This window comes from Salipaludibacillus neizhouensis (genome assembly GCF_002886185.1).
GTDB lineage: Bacteria > Bacillota > Bacilli > Bacillales > Salisediminibacteriaceae > Salipaludibacillus > Salipaludibacillus neizhouensis.
Window position 1 is genome coordinate 3,548,855 of record NZ_KZ614146.1, and the last position, 24,251, is coordinate 3,573,105.

A 24,251-nucleotide genomic window follows, 5' to 3' on the forward strand; every position below is an offset into this window, starting at 1 on the left:
ACGATCGTCCAATCGTTTCCTCAGGCCATTTGTTAATTTTATTAACATATCTTATATGTTTGGTTAATTTACAGATCATTTTGCCTCTATTATCTTCGGAAATGATAGAGTACCAATATATAAGATAGTTTTAAGGAGGTCGGTGTCGAAAACAAATAATAGTTTGTTGATTTTAAACTTTAGGAGGAATATGTATGAAAAGTAAAATTAAAGCAATTAATAATGTTGCGATTTCATTCACTCTAGCTCTAAGTTTGTTTGCCTTTAGTTCGCAAATTCAAGCTGATCAAGAAGATGTGGAATTGATTAATGAATCATTCAATGAGATCGCTAACGGGGAAATTCCAGATAATTGGATATTAATTGAGGGTAATGGAAAAGTACAAGATGGTAAACTAGTATTGAGTTCGTCCTCTGCTTCCAGACCGTCTCGCATAGTCGTACCTATCGACTCTGAATATGGGAACTATACATTTGAAGCTGACATGACCTTCGAATCTTCCGTAGCTGATTCACGCTGGGCATCGCTGATGTATCGTATCCAAGATGAGAATAATTATTATCAATTTGCTGCAAGAAAAGGGGCAAGTGCATTGAATGGTTTAGAGTTCGCAAAAAGAATAGAAAATCGATGGGATGTTTTTCAGACAAACTCATACCATGAAAATTTTCATTATAATAAGAGCTATCACCTTAAAATAGTCGTAAGTCGTGATCGAGTACAGCAATTTGTCGATAACGAGTTGGTTATTGATAGTGCTGGAGCTACAGAATGGTTGGATGGTGATATAGGATTCCAGGTAAGCGGATCGAAAGTTCTATTTGATAACGTCAAAGTTACTACACATGATGAAGAACTGCCTCCTATCGAAGAATCCGATGCCTTTCTTCCTGATGAAGCCGAGACCAATATGATCAATCCACCTACAATCATTGCTGGTCCGGAATATTCGGGTGATAGTAGTAAAAGTGCATCATCGTTATTGCTGGTTAAAAGAAATCAAGAAGGACAGCTTGAGGCAAACGATCAGCCTTTAAACGAGCAATTAAAACGTATTAAGAATAAAAAGATTCCTGTTCTACATGTTGAACAGGAAGGTCTGCAAGAACAGATCGTACAAAGTTTGAAAGAAACCCAAACAACGGATATCCATGTTGTTTCCAGTAACCCGGATATAGTTAATTCCATTAAAGAGATCAACCCGAAAATCCGAAGCGGACTTGTTTATGACGGAAATTCTTTAAATACTAATGATTTGAGAAATTTACCTTCTGAAGTTCACTCAAGTAAAAGTAAACTTGTGCTGATTCCACAAAAATTGCTGACTCAGGAGATCGTTCATTATTTACATAATCGAATGGTTGCAGTATGGGGAGTAGGAGCCGATTCATTAGATTCGACTCATGAACTTATTCATACTGGTGTCGATGGTATTGTAACGAACCACCCCGAGTATACCGTAGAAGCTTTTAGCCAATTCCCTGAAAATACAATTGTACAACGCCCGATTGTCGCCGCACACCGTGGGGTTCCTTCCCTAGCTCCTGAAAACACAATGAGTAGTTATCGATTAGCATATGATCTAGAAGCAGATATGATCGAGACAGATATCCATAGAACAAAAGACGGTCACCTCGTCACTATTCACGATAGTACTGTCGACCGAACTACAGATGGGACAGGCGCTGTTACCGAGTTGACGCTTGATGAAATTCAAGAACTCGATGCAGGAATCACATTCAGTAAGGAATTTTCTGGTGAACATGTACCGACATTTAAAGAGTTTCTTCAAGAGTTCAAAGGAAAAGATGTTGTCCTTTTGGTCGAGTTAAAGGGGAGTGGTCTCGAGGAACAAGTCAATGAAGAAATCCAAGAAGAAGGTATGATGGATAAGGTTGTCATTCAAAACTTTAATTTAGAAAGCATGAAAAAATTTAACCAGATACAGCCCAAATTAGCAACAGGATATTTGTTCTCGGCAGCAGTCCCTGGATCTTATCAAGATAAGTTAAATAATGCAAAAGAGTTGGTCGATTACGGAACGATCTCGAATGTAACCCTTAACGCAAGTTATGGCAGCCTTTATAGCGAGTTTATTACTTATATGAGGCAAAGAGGTATGTTAAGTCTGCACTGGACATTCCGAGGAGAAGCACCATTTGCTGATAAATTAAGAGCAGGTTTAATTGGACCAATAACCGACTACACACAATGGTTAACACATTCTCCAATTAATCTTGAATCGCCGATTAAAAAAGTGAATCTAAAAGTTGGAAAGTCTCGTTCTATCCAAGCAAAAGGTTTCTTAAGCTACAGAACTGAAGAAAGAGTAAATATTGAAACCGAATTGTATGTAACAAACAACAATGGTGTAGTTCGGACGGAAGGGAATAACATTGAGGCATTATCACCTGGTAAGGCACAGGTGTTTATTAAGCACACATTCACAATGTTGGGACAGGAATGGAATTTGGTTTCTGAGCCGATTGAAGTCAATGTATCGAATTAATTCTCCTCATAGGTAAGGTGAAAAAGTAGTTTCATGGAATCCCTTCTCAACTACTGAGAAGGGATTTTTATTATAGTTCATCAGCAGCAATATAGTTCAAAATAATCGACCTTTACTAAAATTATTATTTTCCCTTACCTACCATTCCAAAGGCTTTGTTTCTCGTTAACAGCTCGTGAACCGCTATATGTATTGGATCTATAAAAATAATGTTATACCTGTGCCTTTCAGCAGTAACTTTTTATTTCGACAGAACCTCAAATTTTGTATGTACCTGGCACAAGACTTTACAAATATCTTAGCAAACTCTAATTTACCAGTTCCAGTGATTGTAGAAGAAGTTAAATACTCTAGCGTGACGTTTTACTTTATAAAAAATTCAAACAAACCTTTGAAATGATACGAGTGATTATAAAAAAATACTATATAAAAGGACAGAAGGATTGGTTTATTGCCCCACCAAAAAGATTTCACCGGGACAATGGTCCTTTTCTGTCTCCATGAGACAGAAAAGGACCAGGAACCACAAACAGACATTGTCCATTTGTGACCTGAGCCCAAATTCTTTCTTATGAAATAACAAACTACTTTAGATATTTCTCTTCTCTGTGTTCCTTACTTGTTTCCGGGTTTTTTACCTTTCCCTTCTTTATCTTTCTTTTCGCTTGCATCAGTCCAGGACAAACTGTCAATTCTTAAATCAGCCTCATTAAATACAACGTAAAGATCGTGTACCCCTGATATCTTTCTTATTAACTCACCACTTACTTCTTCATAACCCAATTCATTAACCTCAACCTCCGTGTTTTTGGCGGTATATGTGACTGGGCCTGTAACTGGTACATCAATCACCGCAATAGCTTCACTATCAGGCGAGCCAGCGTGCAATGAGATTTGACCACCCTTTACATTCGTAGCTACATTCGCAGTTACTTGCTTTACTTTTGAAAGATTGACATTTGGTATAGCCACCCACGATCCAGCTTGCTTAGATCTAACCGCATGGTAACCACCTACAACCTTCTCTTCTTTTAGACTTGATGCCGTTCTATCCTTTGAAACTTCGTGATAGATTACTTCATTAGAAGCAAAACTATGGTCGAATACATTAAACGTTTTATCTTGTAGAGTTGCTATTTTTTTGCCATTAACTTTAACTACTTGATCATCTTTAATGTTTTCAGATGATGTTCCTACCATTAACGTATATTGACCTTTTTCCACAATGAAATCGCCTAGGTTAACATCCCATACGGCAAAGTCTTCCGGATCAACCTTTAACGTCACAGTTTTTGTTTCACCTGCAGCAATTTGAACTTTTTCAAACGAAACCAATTGCTTTTCAGCTGCATATTCACCGTAAGCAGAATCATTGTTCTTTACATACAACTGGACTACTTCAGTTGTATCTACTGTGCCTGTATTTTTCACGTTAACCGATACATCAAATGGCTTGTTTTTATTTACATTGGAAGCAACCGTAAAATCACTATATTCAAAGTCACTGTATGATAGTCCATACCCAAAATCATACGTTACTGGTGCATCAGTGTACATATAAGTCAACTCTGATTCAATTGGATCAGCGTTGGTCATATCCACAGTAAATCGAGGATCTATATCAGCCAACGTTTGTGTATTTCCTTCTGGGATAGAATACTCACTGATCGAAGGTAAAGCAGACATGTCCGCGTACCATGTAGAGCTTAGTCTACCAGTTGGTGCATCATCACCATATAAAACTTCTGCCAATGCATATGATTCATATTGACCTGCATATGGCTGGTACACAATTGCGGAAACATTTTCGTTGTTTTGAATTTCATCCATACCCACTGGGAAGCTTGATTTAACTACTACAACTGTCTTTTTGCCTTTAGCGGCAAAAGCTGCAGATACTTTATCAACTAATTCATAATCGACCTCACCCATTTCAAGGCTTGAGCGATCATTTCCTTCTCCTGCACTATGACGAGGAATCGCACCAACAAAGACAACTGCGTAATCATCTTCTGTCGCGCGAGCTGCTGCTGCTTCTCCAACATCCTGAACAACGTGTGTATTGAACTTCACATCGTCTCCACGATTAGTAGCAGTGGCCGCATTTTCCAAAGGTTTATCAGGAACTAAACTTCCATCCTCCGTAGTTGTGATAAACCGTCCATTTTCGTAATACCAATTAGCAAAATTTCCACCAAAGCCTGTTTGGTATCCATCTGAGATGATAGAAACAGTCTCATCATCATTTTGCTCAATTCGTAGTCTAGGTGGAATCGTACTGGTGTCCCCATCCATTGTCTCTAGTTGCCAATCATTATTAGTAAGATTGAGAAGCGTGTCATCCGTATTACCTACAGGATCTCCATTTTCTCCTGGTGAAGTTACCCAACGCCCATTTACCATAGACTTTAAACTAGCTCCCTCTTGCCCCCAATCATATAGTTCGAATAAATGGCCATCATTTTCAGGATTTAGAGTAGCATCCGTAGTTATAAGGTTTGCACCTTCTTCTGCAGCATTCGGATCTGCAGAGACCGTTCCATCATTTAGTTCAGATGTAAGACCTAGAATTGGCGCTCCAGTCTCGTAAGATACTTTGTTACTGCCAATTTCTTTCATGATAGATAATAGTGGTGAACTACCAGCATTATCAATATCTGGTGTGGTATTTACAGAATACGTTGTCTTAAATCTAGCATCTGCATATATTCCTGAAACTGCAGCACTTTCATCTTTATCTAATGGCAATGCTCCATCATTCTTTAAAAGTACAATACTTTCTTTAGCTGCTCTCAATGCAATGTCTTGGTGGTCAGCATCATTATAGTCAGAGACTGTATCAGCTACATCCATAGCATCATCAGCAAATGGGTAAAACTTAGGAATCCCATCCTCATCCACTTCATTAAAGACACCTACTCGTACCAATTGATTAATATGTGAACGAGCCGCCTCAATTAAATCTTCCTCCGTAATTCCATATAAGCCATTTTCCACAGCATTGACTAAATTAAGCACATCATCTGCTTGAGCTTCTGTGTTAACACTTGGACGTCCTGCTTGTGCATCTGCAAGTATCATTAATACATTAGCGTGTGTTCGATCAACTGCATATTTTGTATCATAACCATTACCAAATGAGTTTCCAAACACATGAGCATCCCCACCAAAATCTGGTGAACTATAAGCACCATATTTGGCATTATTATTCAAATGGATTTGATACGGAGACAAAATGTTAGGTACACCATTTGTACGACCAAATGAAGTCATTACACCTGACAACGCCCCAGAATTCATACCCTTTAGAGGACTACGTGTTTGATATTCAAATATAGAACGCGGTCCAGCGCTATTATTTGCTGTTTGACGGAACCACTGTGAATTATAGACTGAATAGTGTTTCGTTCCTACAGCTGCACGCATCCAAAAACCATCGTCACTTTCAGGTTGGTCCGTTCCTCCAAGACCGGCAGCCATCGTGTCTATCATTTCTCCTGCCATGTAAGCATCCTCAGAGAAGCCTTCGTCAAAACGACCACTTAAAGGGTTTGTCCGCAAGTCACTTACCACAGAAAAGGCAACTGTTTGAGAAAAATCTTTAGAATCTGCCCCCCAACCTGTTGGATGTAAGTTAGAATCTCCTTGTTTCACTTTTAGCGTACTTATCTTTTCATTACCGATTACCTTACCAATGTCCGATAATAGATCCTTGTTCCATGACTGTCCCATACCAACTAAAGAAGGAAAGTCTGTGGAAACGCCTTGTACGTTATCCGCTGCGGATAGCGCACCTGGAATCGTCTTGCCTGCATTTTCTCCTTGTTTTAATACATAGTGATTTCGTGAACCCGATGCATAAACAGCAGGGCCTTCTAGACCGGTGTATTCAAAATAAGTATCCACGAATTCATCTAAATGGTCTGGATTGCCATTGAATAATGGCATTCCGTCAAACACACCGTCGACCTGTTTTTTAAATACAATATCCTCTTTCTTACTATCCGCTCCATTGACAATTGGTGCGAATTCTGTACCGATTAACGTTATTACGAGTGAGGTAAAAATAAATGTTTTCGTAAATTTCTTAAAACGTCGCATTCTCATCTCCCTTTCCTATTTTGATAACGCTTACAATAAAGAGTTCTAAACTACCTTCGAGGCCGTTTTATATGTATGTAATAAATTCTGAGAAGATCGACCTCTTCAATTGAATATTTAAAACTAACTTACATCCCCTCCTTTTCCAGTTTTCATATGGAGTAAAGCTGTTCTCCATACATTAAACCAATGTTAATATTTTCAGAGATTATTAACAACTTGTGATTTTAACTATTTAGGGTTAATTATTTAACTATTCTGAAATTATGTTAAATTTTAATTATTTCAGTTTTAACATTTGACTTAAAAACTGCAAAGAGGTTGCATTCTTTAAAAGAACACAACCTCTTTTATAAGTAATTTATATACACTGGAAATGGTATGTTGTGACAAAAACAATTATAAAAAATTGTATTATACTTCAAGAATTAACGAAGCATTTATCTAACGGAGAATAGTAATGGAGTGTTCCTCTGGTTGTAAGATGATGGGGTGATTATCTTTAACCCATTGTTTTAATTGTATATCTCCATCCTTTGAATACGTGCTTCTATCCAAAGATACCATTTGGCTAGGAAGATATTTATGATTTCCGGCTTTAATAAATAAAACATGTAACCTTTTTCAATAATGAGCGCATCCTGACCATGAACCTTCGTGCTAAACAGCATTTTTTTCAGGGGATAAGCGCTGCCGTCATGTCCTTTCAATGGATTAAATCGTTCACTTTATTTATTTCTTCAAATCTACTATTCCCTTTGTTTTAATGAGATCACCACTTTGAAACTAAATCTTTTTGTACTTCTTTCATACAACTTCCTCCATAGAAGGTATTGCAGAAATAGCCCCTATTTTCGTGCATACTAAGGCTCCTACCTTATTACTAATCATGGTTATTTTCTTTAATTGTTCGAAGTCTTCTAAAACTTTCTTAGGTTCTTCTTCCTTTGACAACTGAAAAAGCATTGCTCCAACAAATGCATCCCCTGCACCAGTGGAGTCTACTGAACTTACTTCAATACTAGTGATAGTTTCTTGGTGCTTTCCATTAGAAATCAACGTTCCGTTCTTACCTAATGTTACAGCAACGATTTTTGCTCCTAATTGATGAAGAACTTGAACTCCACCGTCTGTATCGTCCATACCAGAAATCATTCTTAGTTCCTCGTCACTAACTTTAACGAAATCAGCTAAGGCAACTCCCTCTTTACACAGGTCGACAAAGGTAGATTCTCTTCCTTTCCAAAGATCTCCCCTATAATTGGGATCAAACGAAATAAACTGTCCATCTCTATTAGCCGATTTAATAGTATTTAAGTAAGTCGATTGAAATGCCCCCTCTAAGAGAGCTGTCGCTGAGCCAAAATGCAAAATACTAGCCATTTTCAGCTTGTCTTTATCCAACTCATTTTCCGATAAATGAGCATCAGCCCCTCGATTAAAAACAAAATCTCTTTCTCCATTTTCCATTAAAGATACAAATGCTAATGTTGTTGGATGCTGCTCATCTAGGACGAGCATTGAGGTATCAACGTTTATTTCATCTAATTTATTTTTTAAAAAATAACCGAAAGGATCCTTTCCCACTTTGCCACTAAACATGGACGTTCCACCTAGTTTCACAACGGTTGCACACACATTAGCAGGTGCTCCACCCGCCTGCTTCTCAAAGTTCTTACCTTTTGTTAAGTCGATTCCAACATCTGTACAGAAAAAATCAATGATCAGCTCTCCCATACAAATGACTAATGAGTTTGATTTCATACCCTAATCACCTTTCCTGATATTTATGTATTATTTTTAGTCAATGTAATTAAAAAGAGGAAACGAGTCGTTACTTTAGTTAGTTTCAAATAAAATAACATTTACAAGTTTCCTCTCTATTTAATTTTATTCTATTTAATAATTCCTATGATTTTATTTAATAGGAGATAATAAATAGCTATTTGTAATTTTGATAGTACCGCCTGAAGTAAAATGTATTTTCTTTTCATTTTTCCCACTCACATAGATTGGGGATAAATTAGCTATTACTCCTGATCTCCTGACCACATTTTTAATAATTCTTTGACCTTAGCCTCTAAGTCTTCTTTGGCAGACTCGGATATATATCCTTGCATTGGACTCTTGTTTTGATGTTTCAAGAAGTCTTCCATATGTCTAATGGCTTGTGTCATTCGATCATTTTCGAAATGAATTTCTACCCGATTCAACCGGTTTTTTAACTGGTTCAGCAATGGGGAACGTAATTCATCCGATTCATTATAATAGTGAATTAGAGATCGGAGCGATTCAATGGTGACAGGATTTTCTGAAACTGATCCATTGTATATCGTGTAATTTATGAACTTAGCTTCTGTATTCTCATTGATAACTCCCACACTAATGTCACCAGTCATCTCTACTGTTCTTTCATACATTTCCTGATCATTAAAAGAAAAGGTAAAGGTATCCTCATATTTCTCAACTTTTAATGTTTGGGGTTCTCGAAGGTTTGTTCCTGTTGGTAATTGAACTCCTTCCCAACCTAGATCATTATTTCCTTCTTTCGCAAAGGTTTCTAACTGATCAATATCTTTGTTGAAGAATGCGGAAACGGTTGTACCTATTTCATCCGTCATAGTAATTCCGTATTTAGGAAAACCCTCATTCCCCTGATTAACCCATTCAATATCAGCAGCTACACTGAAATCACCTTTAACAACACCTTCTCTATAAATCTCTTTCCATTCAGGGCTGTATTCAACTCGACTTGTCACGCTTGATTCATTAATAGTACGCCAGTTACCGGAATATGCACCTGCAAGAGAAGGTCCCCAGCCATGTATATAATCTGAATTTTTGTCATCTAACACTCTAACAGCTAACTCTTTCGAAGTGCCATTCCGATCACGAACGATGACACGTGTCACTCCCGGTTCAACTCCGGTCAATGTTACGGTATTCTCATCGATTTAATTAATTTCTGCAAACTCAGGTTCGGCTACTTCCCAATCAAACACTTCTTGCTCTGTTAACCAATCTGGCTTAGCATGGGCAACAAGCTCGACGGACTCACCAACCTCGACATCTACATTTTCTTCACTGACAACAATACGTTCTATTTCACCTTCCGACGGAGCTTCACGCCATGTTGAATGTAAATGGAAGAAATCGAGAGAGACAACATCAACGCTTCCACCCTTCGAAAATAGTTCGATTCCACTATTTGTCGGTTTTGTGTAAATCAGATTGGAAAATGCGAATTCCCCTTCATTAATAAAGATTTCAACTGAGGACTCATCCACAAGGCCACGGATTTTAATGTGTTCTCTCTCTGTAGGATATTCAGTTTCAAAACGTTTTCCAAAATGGAATGAATCCCCATTTCGATCAATCAACGTATCTAGACCTGCATCCGTCCGATCAAGAAATACAGTTTGCGAATTTAGATCGACACCAACGACCGTTTCTTCCTCTTCTGATTGGCGGAGTCTAATTCCAAATTCTTCCACTTTATCCCATTCTATAATTGCTTCAAATTCATAGGACATACCAGAAAAATCAGTGATTTCGTGAACACCTTCCAATGTGAAAGGATCAATAAAATGCTCGGTTGCACGAATGCTCTCAATTTCGCTAATTGGCTCCTGAAATAAACGAATGCTGCCATCTTCTATTGTTCTTAATGATAATTCTCGCGGGATTGACATAGATCCCATCCATGGGTAGGTTGGTGACTGATAAGGGTAGCGCCAATTTGCCATCCACGCCAGCCAAATACGACGTCCATCTCCTGATTCTGCAAGTTCGTTAAATGATTGAGCGGCGTAAAAATCTTGACCGAAGTCTGTAATTAATACCTCATCTTCGGAGTTAGCATTGGTAAATTCAGAGCCATCAAATTCACCAATAAAATATTGAGCAGTAGAACCACCTGTTACATCATTATCACCTACACTGACATGAAGTACCCATTTTTGGTTATCTTCATCACCATCTACAGGTAAGCGAAATAAATCAGGACATTCCCATACAGCAACATGTGTACCGTGTCCATTACCAAATTGGCTCTGGTATTCCCAATCAATCAAGTTAGGCGAATTATAAAAAGTGACACTTTTATCGGTCGAAACAGCCATCACCCATTTTTCCGTTTCATCATGCCAAAATACTTTGGGATCACGAAAATCTTTTATGCCAGGATTTTCAATGACTGGGTTTCCTTCATACCGCTCCCAGGTTCGACCATTATCTTTACTATAAGCAATCCCCTGTGCCTCCCCCCCATGTGTACTTGTATAAATGGCTACCATCCCTGCTTCCCCATCAAAAAAACCTGATGTATCGTTCCAATCAATCACTGCACTTCCGGTTAATGCCTGCCCGAGTTCATCATGCTCTAATGCAATTGGCAAGTGCTCCCAATGCAGCAGATCCTCACTAACAGCATGTGCCCATGTTCCCATTTTCTGATGGAACAAATGATACTCACCTTCGAAATAAACAAGTCCGTTAGGATCGGCAAGTCGCCCCTCCGGTGTGGAAAAGTGGTATTGTGGTCGGTACATTTCCGTGTAATACTCATCTGTAGCATTAGGTATTTCCACTTCGGATCCGTTCATAGGTAGAACTCCCTCATCTGCATTTGCATTTGTTACACTAATAATCCCTTTAATTGTAATGAACATTAATGCTACTACTAGAATTGCTACATGTCTTTTCTTGATCAAAAACATTTGATAGCCTCCCTTTATTTCACACATTTTAATCGTGTATATATTGAGTATTTACTCTAGTAGTTTTGAGCATTGTTGACTAGGAATGAGTAAACTTAAATCGGTACCTTCTCATCTTTTATTGATCCGGTTTGGATCACTGACGAGGCAAGTAAGAAACGGATGTCCAAACTAAAACAATACAAAAGAAGAAGAGGAAAAGTTGACTAGCATGACATATGACCAACATCACTCTATAAAAATGCGCTACATCCAAAACTCGTAATCATGTTGTCCATCCAAACACAAGATCTTGATATAACCTTCAAACTAATATTTACATATATATAAAAGAACTATATAAATCCTTAAAAACTGATCAACAACTGGGTTTATCTGTCATAAAAATTGCTTGACAAATAAACCCAACGTGAACGAATAGATCAAATGCCAGTTTATTTCTTACAATCATTCAATAACTTTGATTTAATATGAGAGTCTATTTATTATTTAATTGGTGTTAATAAAGAACCTTTTATAATTTTGATATCACCATCTGAAGTGAAAATTGATACGCTTTCGCACGCTTTTTTCGGATAAATTAAGCTTGTTAACGCATACTTCCCTTCATTCACAAACAGTTCCACAGATGAAGAATCTACAACCATTCGTAGTTGAATGTCATTTGCGTTCTCCAATGTTAGCTTTTGTTCGTGTGGAAAATTATCCGAAAAGTCAATCTCGCCGGAATTTTGTCGATCTAATCTTAATGCCCTCTCTGTTGAATCAAATGTAATCGTTGTGGCCTTATCTTCGGTATGATGAAGGATGAGACCAAATTGTGTTGCATTCAACCTTTCAATTTTTAAGACCATATCGACATATGATTCATTCATTTTATACTTTTTAGTTTCTTTCCCACTAATGATAACATCGTGAATTTCATCTTTTTGAGAAAAGTAAGAATCCAATTCTATTACTGGTTTTTGAATAATGTGATAAGCCCCTCCATTTTTTCTTAGTGAAAGTTCCCTTGGTATGGTCATTTGACTTCTCCAATCACCAGTTGGAACTTCATTCGCATATCGCCAGTTACTCATCCATCCAAGGTAAATACGTCTTCCGTCTTCTTTAGGAATATCAGAAAAGCTGACTCCTGCATAATTGTCTTTTCCAAAGTCCAACCATTTAACAGAGGAGTGATCTGGAGTAAACGTTGAACCATCAAATTCCCCAATAAAATACTGTGTACGTGATCCATTATCAAATTGAGGGTTATCTCCAATACTGACGAGTAAAACCCACTTTTCTTCCTTGCTGTCTTCTACACTTAATTTAAATAAATCAGGACATTCCCACACGCCTTCATGAGAACCATAATCTTCTCCAAATTCGCTTTCAAACTCCCAATCTATTAGATTTGTCGAAGTATAAAAGGAAATCGATTGACCTGTAGCTAGTACCATCACCCATTTATTGGTTTCCGTATTCCAAAAAACCTTAGGATCTCTGAAATCTATCTTTGTTTCATGAGAAAGGACAGGATTTCCCTCATATTTTTTCCAAGTCCTTCCTTTATCATGACTGAACGCCAAACTTTGACTTTGAATTGGCGGTTGATCTTCCTCTCCATCTAAATGATGAGTAAATATTGCTACGATACCCGGCTTATCTGGGAAGAATCCTGTGGTATTCTCCCAATCCACCACTGCGCTACCAGAGAAAATCGTACCATTTTCATCTGGATATAATGCTATATCTAATTCTTCCCATGAAATCATATCTTTACTGACAGCATGGCCCCAATGCATGGGACCCCACACGCTGTCATTTGGATTGTATTGAAAAAATAAGTGATACTCACCCTCAAAATACACCATTCCGTTTGGGTCGTTCATCCAATTTTCTTTTGGCGCAAAGTGTAAATTAGGTCTGTATTTTTTTTGTAAATCTTGGATTGTCAATTTACTCGCCCTCCATTATTCTGTAGCTCGGTCATACCCTGCTTGTTTAATTTCTAACCACTCTGATAAACTTAGACGTTCTAATTCTTCTAAATACTCTTCCCACTCTTCTTCCACTTCTCCATTTGAAATCCATTCAGCCTTTTTTCTTTCTACATAAGGTATCAAATCTGCTTCAATAGAAGACAGTCTATCTAGTTCATCAACGGTGTGAAATACATTAGGATAAATATTATCTGCTTGCATGTGTGGAACCATCACTTCTTCCATTAATCCCAATCTCCAAGCAGCGTCATCTGGCTTTGTTGTCACTTCACCATAGTAACTATCTAAGATCGCTAATGGACCACCAACTGATGTTCTTTCTCTTAACTCAACAGGCGCTGTGCCTTCTAAATCTTTGTGCTTTAACATATCTTCGCTTTCATCAAATTCAAAAATGTTCTGTTGTTCTTCATCGCCATGCGTACCCCAGTTATTTTGAACGGACTGATGTGGATCATAAAGTTGATCGATCCATTTCGCTGTTAATTCAAGATTTTCATTTGCACTTGTAATGACCATTCTCGAACGATCAAAGCCCATTCCATTTGTTCTTGCAACATTTTTGTGACCATCGGGACCTTCTAGAGGAGGCATAAGATCAAAAGTATCATTCATGCCTGAAATATTTCCTTTATCCCAAGTGAAATACATACCATAACGACCTTCTTCTCCTTTTGAAACATACACAGGCCAATCTTGTTCAAATGCTTCAACATCTATTAATTCTTCTTCATATAACTCGTTCATGAAACTTATTGCGTCTTTATATCCATCCTCCGCTGCAGTTAATTTCACTTCTCCATCATTCGTTACTACGGTATGATCCCAATTATCACCTAGACCAAAGGAGCCAAATAGGAAACTTGGATCTTCTCCACCATGATTAATGATAAAAGACATTGGAATTGTTTGACCGTCTCCTGCTGGATCATTATCTCTAAATGCAATTAACACTTCTTTTAATTCTTCAGTAGTTGTTGGCATATCTAGCCCTAATTCATCTAACCACTCTACATTAATCCAAGGAAAGTTATCGACAGAGTGAATACTTTCTTTACCTTCACCTAACTCTTCTATCCACGGGAATGCATAAATATTCCCATCTTCAGCAGTCATCATCGCTTCGTACTCTGGTGCTTTCTCCAGTACACTTTGCAGATTAGGCATATAATCATCAATTAAATCGTTAAGTGGAATAATGGCATCATCATTTGCTAACTCTAATAATTCATAATCACTATACCCTGCATTTTTTATTGCATCCGGCATTTCACCGCTAGACATCGCTAAATTTCTTTTATCACCAAACGCTTCGCCTACAAAGCTTCTCCACTCGATATTGACACCTGTTTCTTCTGCTAATCTTTCATAAATCACCTTCTCATTAGGATCTTCAGGTGCCAATGAAGAACTTTCTGTCAAAAATCTTAACGATACTTCTTCTTCTAACGGGAAGCTAATATCTGACAACTCATAATCTTCCGACCATGTTTGGTCATCATTTCCACCACAACCTACTGTAATTAAACTTCCAACTGACAAAGCTGACATTAGTTTAATAATCTTGTTCATAATTAACCCCTCACTTTTCTTTTTTATTTTAATGATCCGACCATAACTCCCTTTTCAAAATACTTTTGGAAGAATGGATACATGATCAATAAAGGTAAACTGGCGACTACAATGGATGAGTATTTTATCATCTCAGAAATTCTTTGCATCTCAGCTCTAGCAAGTTGATCTGCAATCATTCCTGGTTGTACTTCGTTTTGGATTAGAATTTCTCGTAAAACTAATTGCAATGGATACAGTGATCGATCTTCAAGATAAATCATTGCGTTAAAATAAGCATTCCACTGTCCTATAAAAGCAAATAGCGCGAGTACAAAGATAATTGGTTTAGCCAAAGGTAATATAATTTTAATGAAGATCATGAAATCAGACGCACCATCTATTCTTGCAGCTTCCTTCAACTCATTTGGTAGAGCCTTAAAATAAGTTCTTGCTAAAATAATATTCCAAACTGTGACAGCACCAGGTAATATAATCGCCCAAGGCGTGTTAATCAATCCTAACTCTCGTATAAGTAAATATGTGGGAATTAATCCTCCATTAAAAAACATCGTAAAGAGAAAGAAAATCATAAATGCCTTTTTACCAACTAGCTCATCAATTGATAGCGCATATCCTGCAAGAATAGAAAATATAATAGAGACTATAGTAAATCCCCCAGCATACAGCACAGAATTGAGGAACCCTCTCATGATTGATCCATCTTGAAAGATTCTTACATAACCGTCAATTGTCCAATGATCAGGATTAAGTGAAATCCCATGTGATACCAGAATATTTGGCTGTAAAAAAGAGCCAAGTAATACATATAAAAGAGGTACAGTAACAATGACGACAACTAAACTCAACAGAATTTTATTTATTAGTAGTAATAATTGATCTGTTTTTGAGTTGTTTATTGTTTGAATTTTTTTTGAGTGTGCTATTTTACTCATCTAATTTTCCACTCCATTCTAGAAAAGGGATTCTCCTTTAAGTTTTTTCACTACTTGATTTACTGTTATTAGTAACATCAAATTAATAATGGACAAAAATAATCCAACTGCTGCACCAAATGACCAATCTGCTGCTTGCAACCCTCTTTTATATACATAGGTCTCAATAACTTCTGAAGCAGGTAAATTCATATCTGTTTGAAGTAAATATGCTTTTTCGAAACCAACTGCCATGATTCCTCCAACTGCTAGAATAAATAAGACAGCCATTACTGGTTTAAGCACTTGAACGTCAATATGCCAGATTCTCTGTAATAATGATGCCCCGTCAATCATTGCTGCATCATGGAGTTGTGGATCACTATTGGATAATGCAGCAACATAAATAATAGATGCAAAACCAGCTGCTTGCCATATACCAGATGCAACGAAAATGGTTCTAAAATAATTTGGCTCAGACATAAACGCAACAGGACGATCTAAGAATACAGTTAATATCGCATTAAGAGGTCCTGCAGGTGATAAAAACATAAATATCATCCCGCCGATGACTACTACTGAGATAAAATGTGGTGCATAAATAATTAATTGGATATTCTTTTTGATCCCTGATCTTCTCACCTGGTTTAACATCAGAGCCAATATTATCGGAATAGGAAATCCAATAAGAAGCTCATACGCACTTAGTTGAACGGTATTCATAAAAATTCGTAAAAAATTAGGCGACTGCATAAAATTTGTAAAATGACTGAAACCAACCCATTCGCTTGCCATGATCCCTCTAACGGGACTAAAATCCTTAAATGCAATAACCACTCCATACATCGGTATATAATTAAATATCAAAACAGAGAGTACTGCAGGGGATAAGAATAAGTATAGAATCCAATTTTTTCTGATATATTTTAAAAGTTCTGTTTTCTTTTTATTTTTTTTGGGAATCTGATTTAAAACATTTACTGATGAGTTACCTGAAGAACTCAAGTCTTTTGGCATGGTTATCCCCCCTTGATTTTAAGTAGTCATTTAAAACTCTCATAAACTATTTCTTTCTCCACCCACCTTTCGTTTAACCTCAGCTTTGTTTAAATCTGATATCCCCCTTTTAATAGAATAGGCTAAACTTACACGGTAGATTACTACACCTTAAGGAAACATTCAATATAGCATCTAATAGACCTTTTTGTTAACGCTTTCTTTTTGTTTTTAAAACTCAAACTACTTTGTTTGAATTCTATTTGTTAAGTAATCTTCTAATCAGATTGTATGTCAACCGGTTTCTTATGTCAACCGGTTAACACAAAAAGAATAAAAAAATCCCCCCTTATATTATGAGTCCACTGATAAAGTATAAAATTACCTGGCAATGGCTTCGTTTTCCGCGCGCCTATTAGGAGAAAGCGCTCCTAATAGGCTTAAAAAACTGCGGAAGCTTCGCTCATTGCATCAATAGGGCACTGAAAAAGTAAAAATCGACTTTTTCAGTGCCCTATATATTATTGGGGGCTCCTTCCATGCTTTCTATGTTGTTTTACCCTCTATTAATTCAACAGGCAATATTGTTTCTAATTGAAAATCACTTTCTGTACTATTTATTTGTTTCATTAAAAGTTTAATCGCAGTTTCTGCAATTTCTTTTATCGGCTGTTGCACTGTAGTTAACTCTGGCAGTAGTATTCTGGTTGTATCTGTCCCGTCATATCCTATTACTTTCAAATCTATAGGTATGTTAATGTTCCTTTCCTTAGCTTCTCTTATAACATTAGCTGCTATGAGATCATCACTCGCAAAAATACCATCGACTCCAGGATTTTCATCGAATACTTTTTTTATGATATCCTCACCTATCTCATATGCTATTGGATTTAGATTGTTGGCTATCATAACATCCTCATATGCTTTTCTTCTCAAATTCGCAGGGGTTTCTAAAGAACTTGGCCCATTTATATGCAAGATTTGTTGGCATCCTTTATTTATCAACAACTGTGTTGCTATTTTTCCTCCAATATAATTGTCACTTGATACAACGGGAACATTTTTCGATAAATAACGGTCGATCCCTACAAGTGGCAGATTAGGTGTGTTATATTCCTCAATTCCAGTATTATGAGCACCAGCTATAATACCATCTACCTGGTGTCTTTGAAGCATTTCCAGATACGTTTTCTCTTTATCTTCTCGACCTTGACTATTACACAACAAAACTTTGTATCCTAAAGACTCACAAATATTTTCCAAATGAAAAATAAGCTGCCCATAAAAAGGATTGCTTGTAGTTGGAAAAATAAGCCCTATTAAAAATGATTTATTAATAAACAGTGATCTAGCAATTTCATTCGGATAATAATTTAATTCTTCCATAGCGTCTTTTACTTTTTTCCTTGTTTTTTCACTAATATAACCACGGTTATTTAAGACTCTAGAAACGGTTGTAGGTGAAACCCCAGCAGCTTTGGCAACATCATTTAATTTTACTTTTATCATTGCGTTTCCTCCTGTATTTGTTTCCTTTGGTTGTAGAATAATTTTCTTCTAGTAATTATATTTTTTCGTTTTATAAATAGTATATAATATTTTCAAAGAATTGGTATAATGCGCGATTGGCAGACGTTGATTATTTCTAGTATTTGAAAGTGTTTTCTTACTCATAAATGTTAACCGGTTGACATTTTTCGATTGGTCAACCCATGTTAGAGACATTCAATTCCTTATTGTTTTACACTTTATTAATCTAACTCGTTACTTATCGAAGGTACACTGTCTTTTCTCGGTAATGATAGTGATGCTACTTTCATCATAACAAAAGCGATTAAGCTCATGCCGAAAACAAGGATTAATACTGTAAAATTGACGTACAAAAATAATACAATAGCTAACCCAACAATCATATACAATGTTTGGAACGGGCGGGCGATGGCCAAAATTAACGCATGTTTCGGATACTGCCAAAACTTCAAATCAAAATGAACGAAGATAGGAAAAATAAATAGTAAGATCAATAAATATACAAGCCCAATAACAAAAGTTATACTCGCCAAAGTTAATTGAAGAATATTATTGTCTAATAGTTGTAGTACTCTAAAATCAATGTATATAATTAATCCAATACTTAGGAAAAGATAACCCATAAGATTTGACATAATGAATTCAGATTTAAATTTGTTAAAGAATAGTTTCACGAGGGGCTGATCCTCATCTTCCATAATTAATGGTCTTAAAACAGCAAATAAAGCTGCAGTAGCTGGAAAGATGCCTAATACAAACAGGCCTAAAAATGAAAATGAAATCCATAGAAGGTTTAAAACTACTAAATTAAACCCCAAATTGCCTAATCGTATATACCATCGCGATGAATCAAGCATTCGTGCACCTCCATTTATTTTGTAAGAATATACAATTTTAAAGCTTCCCACCCAAAATATTGCTTAATATAGAAATAGCTTTTGAAGAAGAAATTTAGATTCTTATTTTACCCAAATACTATTAAAGCATTTACGGAAAAGAATACACTAATTATTTAGCATAGTAAAATGAATTTTAAATTTATATTATCCATCTAGCACGTATACATTCTCTCAATCGGCAAGATTGCTTAGATGAAAGGAAACAAATTCCCCTTTTAAAATTCAAGATAGCGAAAATAAAAGCTAGCTTGTATAATGAATTTTAATGCTTTAAAAAGGAAGTGGACTTAAATGGATTTACAAACAGCCTACAAGATAATGGACGTATCAGAAGATATAACAATAGAAAAGTTAGAGGCCCAATATCTGATATGGATTAGAAAAGATAAAGCACAACAAGGTAAGACTAGAATTAGCTCAAACGATGTGATTAATATGGATACAATCACCGAGGCATATAATCTTATTCTAAACTACATTCAATTCACCGATAATCAAATAGAGTCAAGAGGAGGAGTCAGAGAAAAAATAGGCCATTTCATCGAACATTATAAATATCATACATTAGGTATACTCTTTCTCATTTTTGTTTTTGGATCTATTATGTTTCATTTTATTGATCATAGAATAGAGCAAGCGAGAGAATCCGATATCCCTCCACCTGATTTAGAGATTTTGTTATTTGGCGACTATTATGCGGAAGATATCACCGTATTAGAAAACACTCTTGAAAAAACATTTCCTGAATGGGAGAACATGGAGGTTAATTTCGAATACTCTCCTACCGAAACAACATCTGAAATGGACATTACATCCGTCCAACAAAGACCACTCACTCTAATGATAGAAGAACCTGACATATATATTACGGATCAAACCCATTTTGATTTACTGCTAGATTTAGATACTCATCTTCCAATAGAAATAGATATATCCGATGATTTGAAAGAACAAATTGGTGACCATTCACTGAAGTTTCATCAAGTAGAGGGAGAAGAAAAGGAAGAATTATATGGAGTCGACCTATCTAGAAGCGAAGTTTTTAGTGAAGTTCAAATTGTCGGAAGTGAGAAAATAGTCTCTATAAGATCAGAGACGAATAATTATGAAAATGCGTTGACATTTATCAAAAAAGTATTAGAAAAGGTAGAAGAAACAGAATAGTTTAAAGTACGGAAATTCGACGGATAATCTCTGAATCCGAATCCTACCGAGTTGTATTCCCTATTTAGATGGAGGTGTTACCAAAGAGCCCTCCTTCCCCATCCGTGTGATAGTAAAGAAGCCACACCATTATTAAAAGTTTTGATTTTCATTAATTATATGCATCACGCTACCATTTTTGTTAAATCGTTCTTCAATAGCTTTACCAGACGCTATTCCTTCCAAGCAATCCTTATGAAATGGACAAGCACCTGCAAATGGTTCACTTTCATGCTTAAGAACTAAAATATGCCCCATTTCCGGATGGCTAAATCCCTCGTGAATTTGATCATGCCTCCCCAAATTCCAGTTCCTACTGTTAAGTACAGACAGCTTGTACTATCTATAGCGGCCCCCCGTATTTTTTCCTCATATGCAGCAGCATTCACGTCTGTCGTCCAAAAAATAGGAATGTCATAATTTTTTTATCGTCCCCACGAAATCAAAATTTCTCCAATATTTTTTAGGGGTGTCTATCACAAATCCGTATTTTGAAGAGTTTATATCAACTTCAATTGGTCCAAAAGAACCTATCCCAACCGATCTCAAGGTGTTTTGGTCAAAAAACTTAGTTACGTGATGAAAAGTATCTTTTGGTTTCGTTGTTGGAAATGAAACTCTATCAATAATGTTAAGGTCTTTACCTGCTACTGCACATTCAAAATTCCCATCTAAAATGAGAAAGAATGATTTGACTGTTTTAGGTTTTACCTTATGCAAGGCTAGTTTTAATTGTTAAGGCTGTTCAATCAAAAATCGAACAGCCTAGCCTTATTATTCTTTTACTTTTAGAAGTCGGAGAGCATTTAGTATTACTATAATAGCAGCACCTGTGTCACTTAGCACAGCCATCCAAAGTGTAAGCCATCCCGGAAATATAAGAATTAACGCTATAAATTTCACGCTTAAGGAAAACCAGATATTTTGTTTAATGATAGATAGTGCTCTCCTGCTTAGTTTAATCGTATGTGGTAATTTCTCCAGATTATCAGCCATTAAAACAATATCGGCAGTTTCCATTGCCGTATCCGTTCCTGCTCCACCCATTGCAATACCTAAATCAGCAGTGGCTAGTGCAGGTGCATCGTTTATTCCATCGCCAACCATGGCAACTTTGTGACCTTCGCTTTGTAATTGTTTAATCGCATCCACTTTATCTTCCGGTAATAGTTCCGCAAAATAGCGATTTACATTCGTTTCGCTTGAAATCAATTTTGCAGTACCTTCATTATCACCAGTTAACATAACAAGTTGTTTTACGCCTACTTGTTTCAACCCAGTCAACGCCCTAACAGCAGTTGATCGAAGGCTATCAGAAACAGAGATTATCCCCATTATTTCTTGTTGTGTACCGATAATCACTACCGTTTTTCCTAGACTTTGAATCTCATTTACTTTGCTCCTGACATCTCCTGTGAAAATATTCATTTCATCAAACAGTTTTAAATTGCCAGCATAATAAATGTCTTCATTAATTGTTGCTTGAACACCTTTACCGACTATACTTTTAAATAACTCTCCGTTTTTGGCCTTAACTCCCTTGTCTTTTGCATATGCAACAATTGTTTTTGCAATAGGATGTGTTGAGTAATTTTCTAATGTTAATGCGATAGAAATTAACTCTTCTTCCGAAACAGTTAGCGATTCAATTTCAGAAACTTTTGGTTTCCCTTCTGTTAATGTCCCTGTCTTATCAAACGCAATCGCATTAATAGCACCTGCTTTTTCTAGAAACGTCCCCCCTTTGATTAACACTCCATTCTTTGCAGCGTTTCCGATAGCAGAAACAATGGCAACAGGAGTAGATATAACCAATGCACAAGGGCAAGCAACTACTAACAATGCAAGTCCTTTATAAACCCATTCTCCCCATGTTCCAAATCCGAAAAGTGGTGGTAGGATAATGACAACGAATGCTAAAATAAATACAATTGGTGTGTATATGCTAGCAAATTTATCGATAAATGCTTGGGTAGGAGCTTTTTGTTCCTGTGCTTCTTCAACCAAATGGATGATTTTAGCTATTGTCGTTTCTTCTACTAACTTCGTGACTCTGACTTCAAGTGAACCACTTTCATTAATAGTACCTGCGTAAACCGCATCTCCAATCATTTTGTCAACGGGAATGGATTCTCCAGTAATAGGCGCCTGGTTTACACTGGTTTCCCCTTGGATGATTTCCCCATCTAATGGAATTCTATCACCCGGCTTAATCACAATAATCTTTCCAACCGGGATGTCTTCCACAGGTTTTTTAACTAACTCTGATTCAACTTTGATCCATGCCTCTGAGGGGGCTAAATCCATTAGATTATGGATGGATCTTCTAGTTTGTTCAATCGACCTATTTTGAAGAAACGTACCTAATGCAAATAACCATACTACTGTCGCACCTTCAAACCATTCTCCAATTAAAGCAGCGCCTATTGCTGCTACTGACATTAGAACATTCATATCTAACGAACGACTTTTTACAGCATAAAACGCACTTTTCACTGGTTTATAGCCACTTATAACGATAGCTATCGCATATAAGATGGTTGACATAAATAAGGGGATGCCATTGTAGGAACCAATAAAACCAAGAGCAATTAATATTCCCGATAAGGTAATTAAACCATATCCTTCCTTGTTTTCCGAAGTATCTATTGGTTTGCTGCCATTCTCAAGCAAAGAAGCTTTAAAACCAGTTTTAGAAACTTCCGAAACAATTTCATCAACACTATTTTCGTGCTCCACTTTCATTTTCCCAGTGGAAAAGTTTACACTTACATATCTAACTGTTCGAATAATATTCAAGTGATTTTCAATACTTTTCGCACAACTACCACAGTCCATTCCTTCAATACTATATGTTCTTATATTTTTGTTTTGTTTTAGTGGTTCGATCTTAAACCCTAGCTTCTTAACTTCATTTTCTACACTATCTGGAGAGAGGGCATTGGTACCGATTACTTGCAGCTTCGACGTGTTATAAGTTACTTTTGCATCTTGGATGTTGTCTAACCTTTTTAGTCCATTTTCTATCGTTATTGCACAGGAAGGACAATCCATTCCGTATATTCGATAATCGACTTTTTCACCATTAGCAGATGTTATTTGATTGTTTGAGCTTTCTTCCATTTCTCTACTACAACATCTTTTATTGTCTTCCGTACTCTTAAGTTCGTCATTTGATCGACTGCTTCTATCTGCCATTCATTCCACCCCATTAATCTATATGACTCTTACAACTAGCGATGTCATTTTGAACATCTTCCAGCACTACATCAAACATCGTTAACAGATCGCGTACTAATTGATTGCGTACACGGTAATACACATATTTTCCATCCTGCCTACCTACAATAAGTCCGCACCCTTTTAAACACGCCAAATGCTGCGATATATTTGATTGATTACCTTTTATGTCCTCGACAATCTGTGAAACTGTTTTTTCATTTTCTTTTATACATTCAAGTATTTGAATTCTCGTTTTATGAGAAAAGCCATGCATAAACTTCATCTTCGTATCTATATCTACTTTTAACATTGGTTATCCTCCCGTTATATTAGTTTACACTAATATGTTTTGTTATTATCATATTAGCAGTTACTAATATGTTTGTCAAACTTCCATTTGACAGTCCACTAATTACTGTTTTATGTATCTCCGCATAACATCCTCAAGTAGGTAAGACTTGATTCTCAATAAAGTTGCATATTTAGTTTTTAGTGAAAACTTTCTAGTAATACAAGGTCAGTGGCTAAAATTTTCCACCAATAAAATTGTCAAAGTTGATTAAAAATATCATGCAGAAAGGAAAAGATAAGGAGAGGC

At 36.5% G+C, this 24,251-nt stretch carries 14 protein-coding genes and 1 pseudogene; 2 read left to right on the forward strand and 13 right to left on the reverse strand.

From position 1 onward, the window contains the following. Positions 1-194: 194 nt before the first annotated feature. A complete protein-coding gene (locus CEF18_RS16545; RefSeq protein ID WP_110937483.1) occupies positions 195-2,510 on the forward strand; it encodes a glycerophosphodiester phosphodiesterase family protein in 2,316 nt (771 codons plus the stop codon). A gap of 615 nt (positions 2,511-3,125) precedes the next feature. Here the strand turns inward: CEF18_RS16545 and CEF18_RS16550 are convergent. The 10 genes from CEF18_RS16550 to CEF18_RS16600 form a co-directional block, all read right to left on the reverse strand. Continuing rightward, positions 3,126-6,611, reverse strand: a complete 3,486-nt coding sequence (locus CEF18_RS16550; protein WP_183041057.1) for a glycoside hydrolase family 3 protein — start codon at positions 6,609-6,611, stop codon at positions 3,126-3,128. A gap of 807 nt (positions 6,612-7,418) precedes the next feature. Further along, on the reverse strand, positions 7,419-8,375 hold the full coding sequence (locus CEF18_RS16560; RefSeq protein ID WP_110937486.1) for a carbohydrate kinase family protein: 957 nt from the start codon (positions 8,373-8,375) through the stop codon (positions 7,419-7,421). A 266-nt stretch (positions 8,376-8,641) separates the two neighbouring features. After that, a complete protein-coding gene (locus CEF18_RS16565; RefSeq protein ID WP_110937487.1) occupies positions 8,642-9,544 on the reverse strand; it encodes an FIMAH domain-containing protein in 903 nt (300 codons plus the stop codon). A 21-nt stretch (positions 9,545-9,565) separates the two neighbouring features. Continuing rightward, entirely contained in the window at positions 9,566-11,329 is a 1,764-nt protein-coding gene (locus CEF18_RS16570; RefSeq protein ID WP_223292339.1) for a glycoside hydrolase family 32 protein, read from the reverse strand. 485 nt (positions 11,330-11,814) lie between these two features. Continuing rightward, complete coding sequence (locus tag CEF18_RS16575) at positions 11,815-13,272, reverse strand: glycoside hydrolase family 32 protein (RefSeq protein ID WP_110937488.1); 1,458 nt, start codon at positions 13,270-13,272, stop codon at positions 11,815-11,817. 15 nt (positions 13,273-13,287) lie between these two features. Beyond that, positions 13,288-14,889 carry an extracellular solute-binding protein gene (locus CEF18_RS16580; protein ID WP_110937489.1) on the reverse strand — a complete coding sequence of 534 codons (1,602 nt, stop codon included), beginning with the start codon at positions 14,887-14,889 and terminating at the stop codon, positions 13,288-13,290. Positions 14,890-14,912: 23 nt separating this feature from the next. Further along, complete coding sequence (locus tag CEF18_RS16585; RefSeq protein WP_110937490.1) at positions 14,913-15,824, reverse strand: carbohydrate ABC transporter permease; 912 nt, start codon at positions 15,822-15,824, stop codon at positions 14,913-14,915. Positions 15,825-15,842: 18 nt separating this feature from the next. Continuing rightward, positions 15,843-16,820 (reverse strand): ABC transporter permease, encoded by a 978-nt coding sequence (locus tag CEF18_RS16590; RefSeq protein ID WP_110937491.1) that lies wholly within the window; start codon positions 16,818-16,820, stop codon positions 15,843-15,845. Between the two features lie 525 nt (positions 16,821-17,345). Then, the gene (locus tag CEF18_RS16595) at positions 17,346-18,305 is read right to left on the reverse strand and encodes a LacI family DNA-binding transcriptional regulator (RefSeq protein ID WP_110937738.1); all 960 of its coding nucleotides are present in this window, start codon (positions 18,303-18,305) and stop codon (positions 17,346-17,348) included. 245 nt (positions 18,306-18,550) lie between these two features. Next, positions 18,551-19,186 (reverse strand): YesL family protein, encoded by a 636-nt coding sequence (locus CEF18_RS16600; RefSeq protein ID WP_110937492.1) that lies wholly within the window; start codon positions 19,184-19,186, stop codon positions 18,551-18,553. Positions 19,187-19,519: 333 nt separating this feature from the next. Between CEF18_RS16600 and CEF18_RS16605 the strand changes: the two genes are divergently transcribed. After that, positions 19,520-20,392, forward strand: a complete 873-nt coding sequence (locus CEF18_RS16605) for a hypothetical protein (protein ID WP_110937493.1) — start codon at positions 19,520-19,522, stop codon at positions 20,390-20,392. Positions 20,393-20,524: 132 nt separating this feature from the next. On the opposite strand, the pseudogene CEF18_RS27045 reads toward CEF18_RS16605, so the two are convergent. The 3 genes and pseudogenes from CEF18_RS27045 to CEF18_RS16630 all read right to left on the reverse strand — a co-directional run bounded on the left by CEF18_RS27045 (position 20,525) and on the right by CEF18_RS16630 (position 23,963). Further along, positions 20,525-21,151: pseudogene (locus CEF18_RS27045) on the reverse strand (ROK family protein). Positions 21,152-21,205: 54 nt separating this feature from the next. Further along, positions 21,206-23,629, reverse strand: coding sequence for a heavy metal translocating P-type ATPase (locus CEF18_RS16625; protein WP_110937497.1), 2,424 nt, complete (start codon positions 23,627-23,629; stop codon positions 21,206-21,208). 13 nt (positions 23,630-23,642) lie between these two features. Next, the gene (locus CEF18_RS16630) at positions 23,643-23,963 is read right to left on the reverse strand and encodes an ArsR/SmtB family transcription factor (protein ID WP_110937498.1); all 321 of its coding nucleotides are present in this window, start codon (positions 23,961-23,963) and stop codon (positions 23,643-23,645) included. Positions 23,964-24,251: the final 288 nt, after the last annotated feature.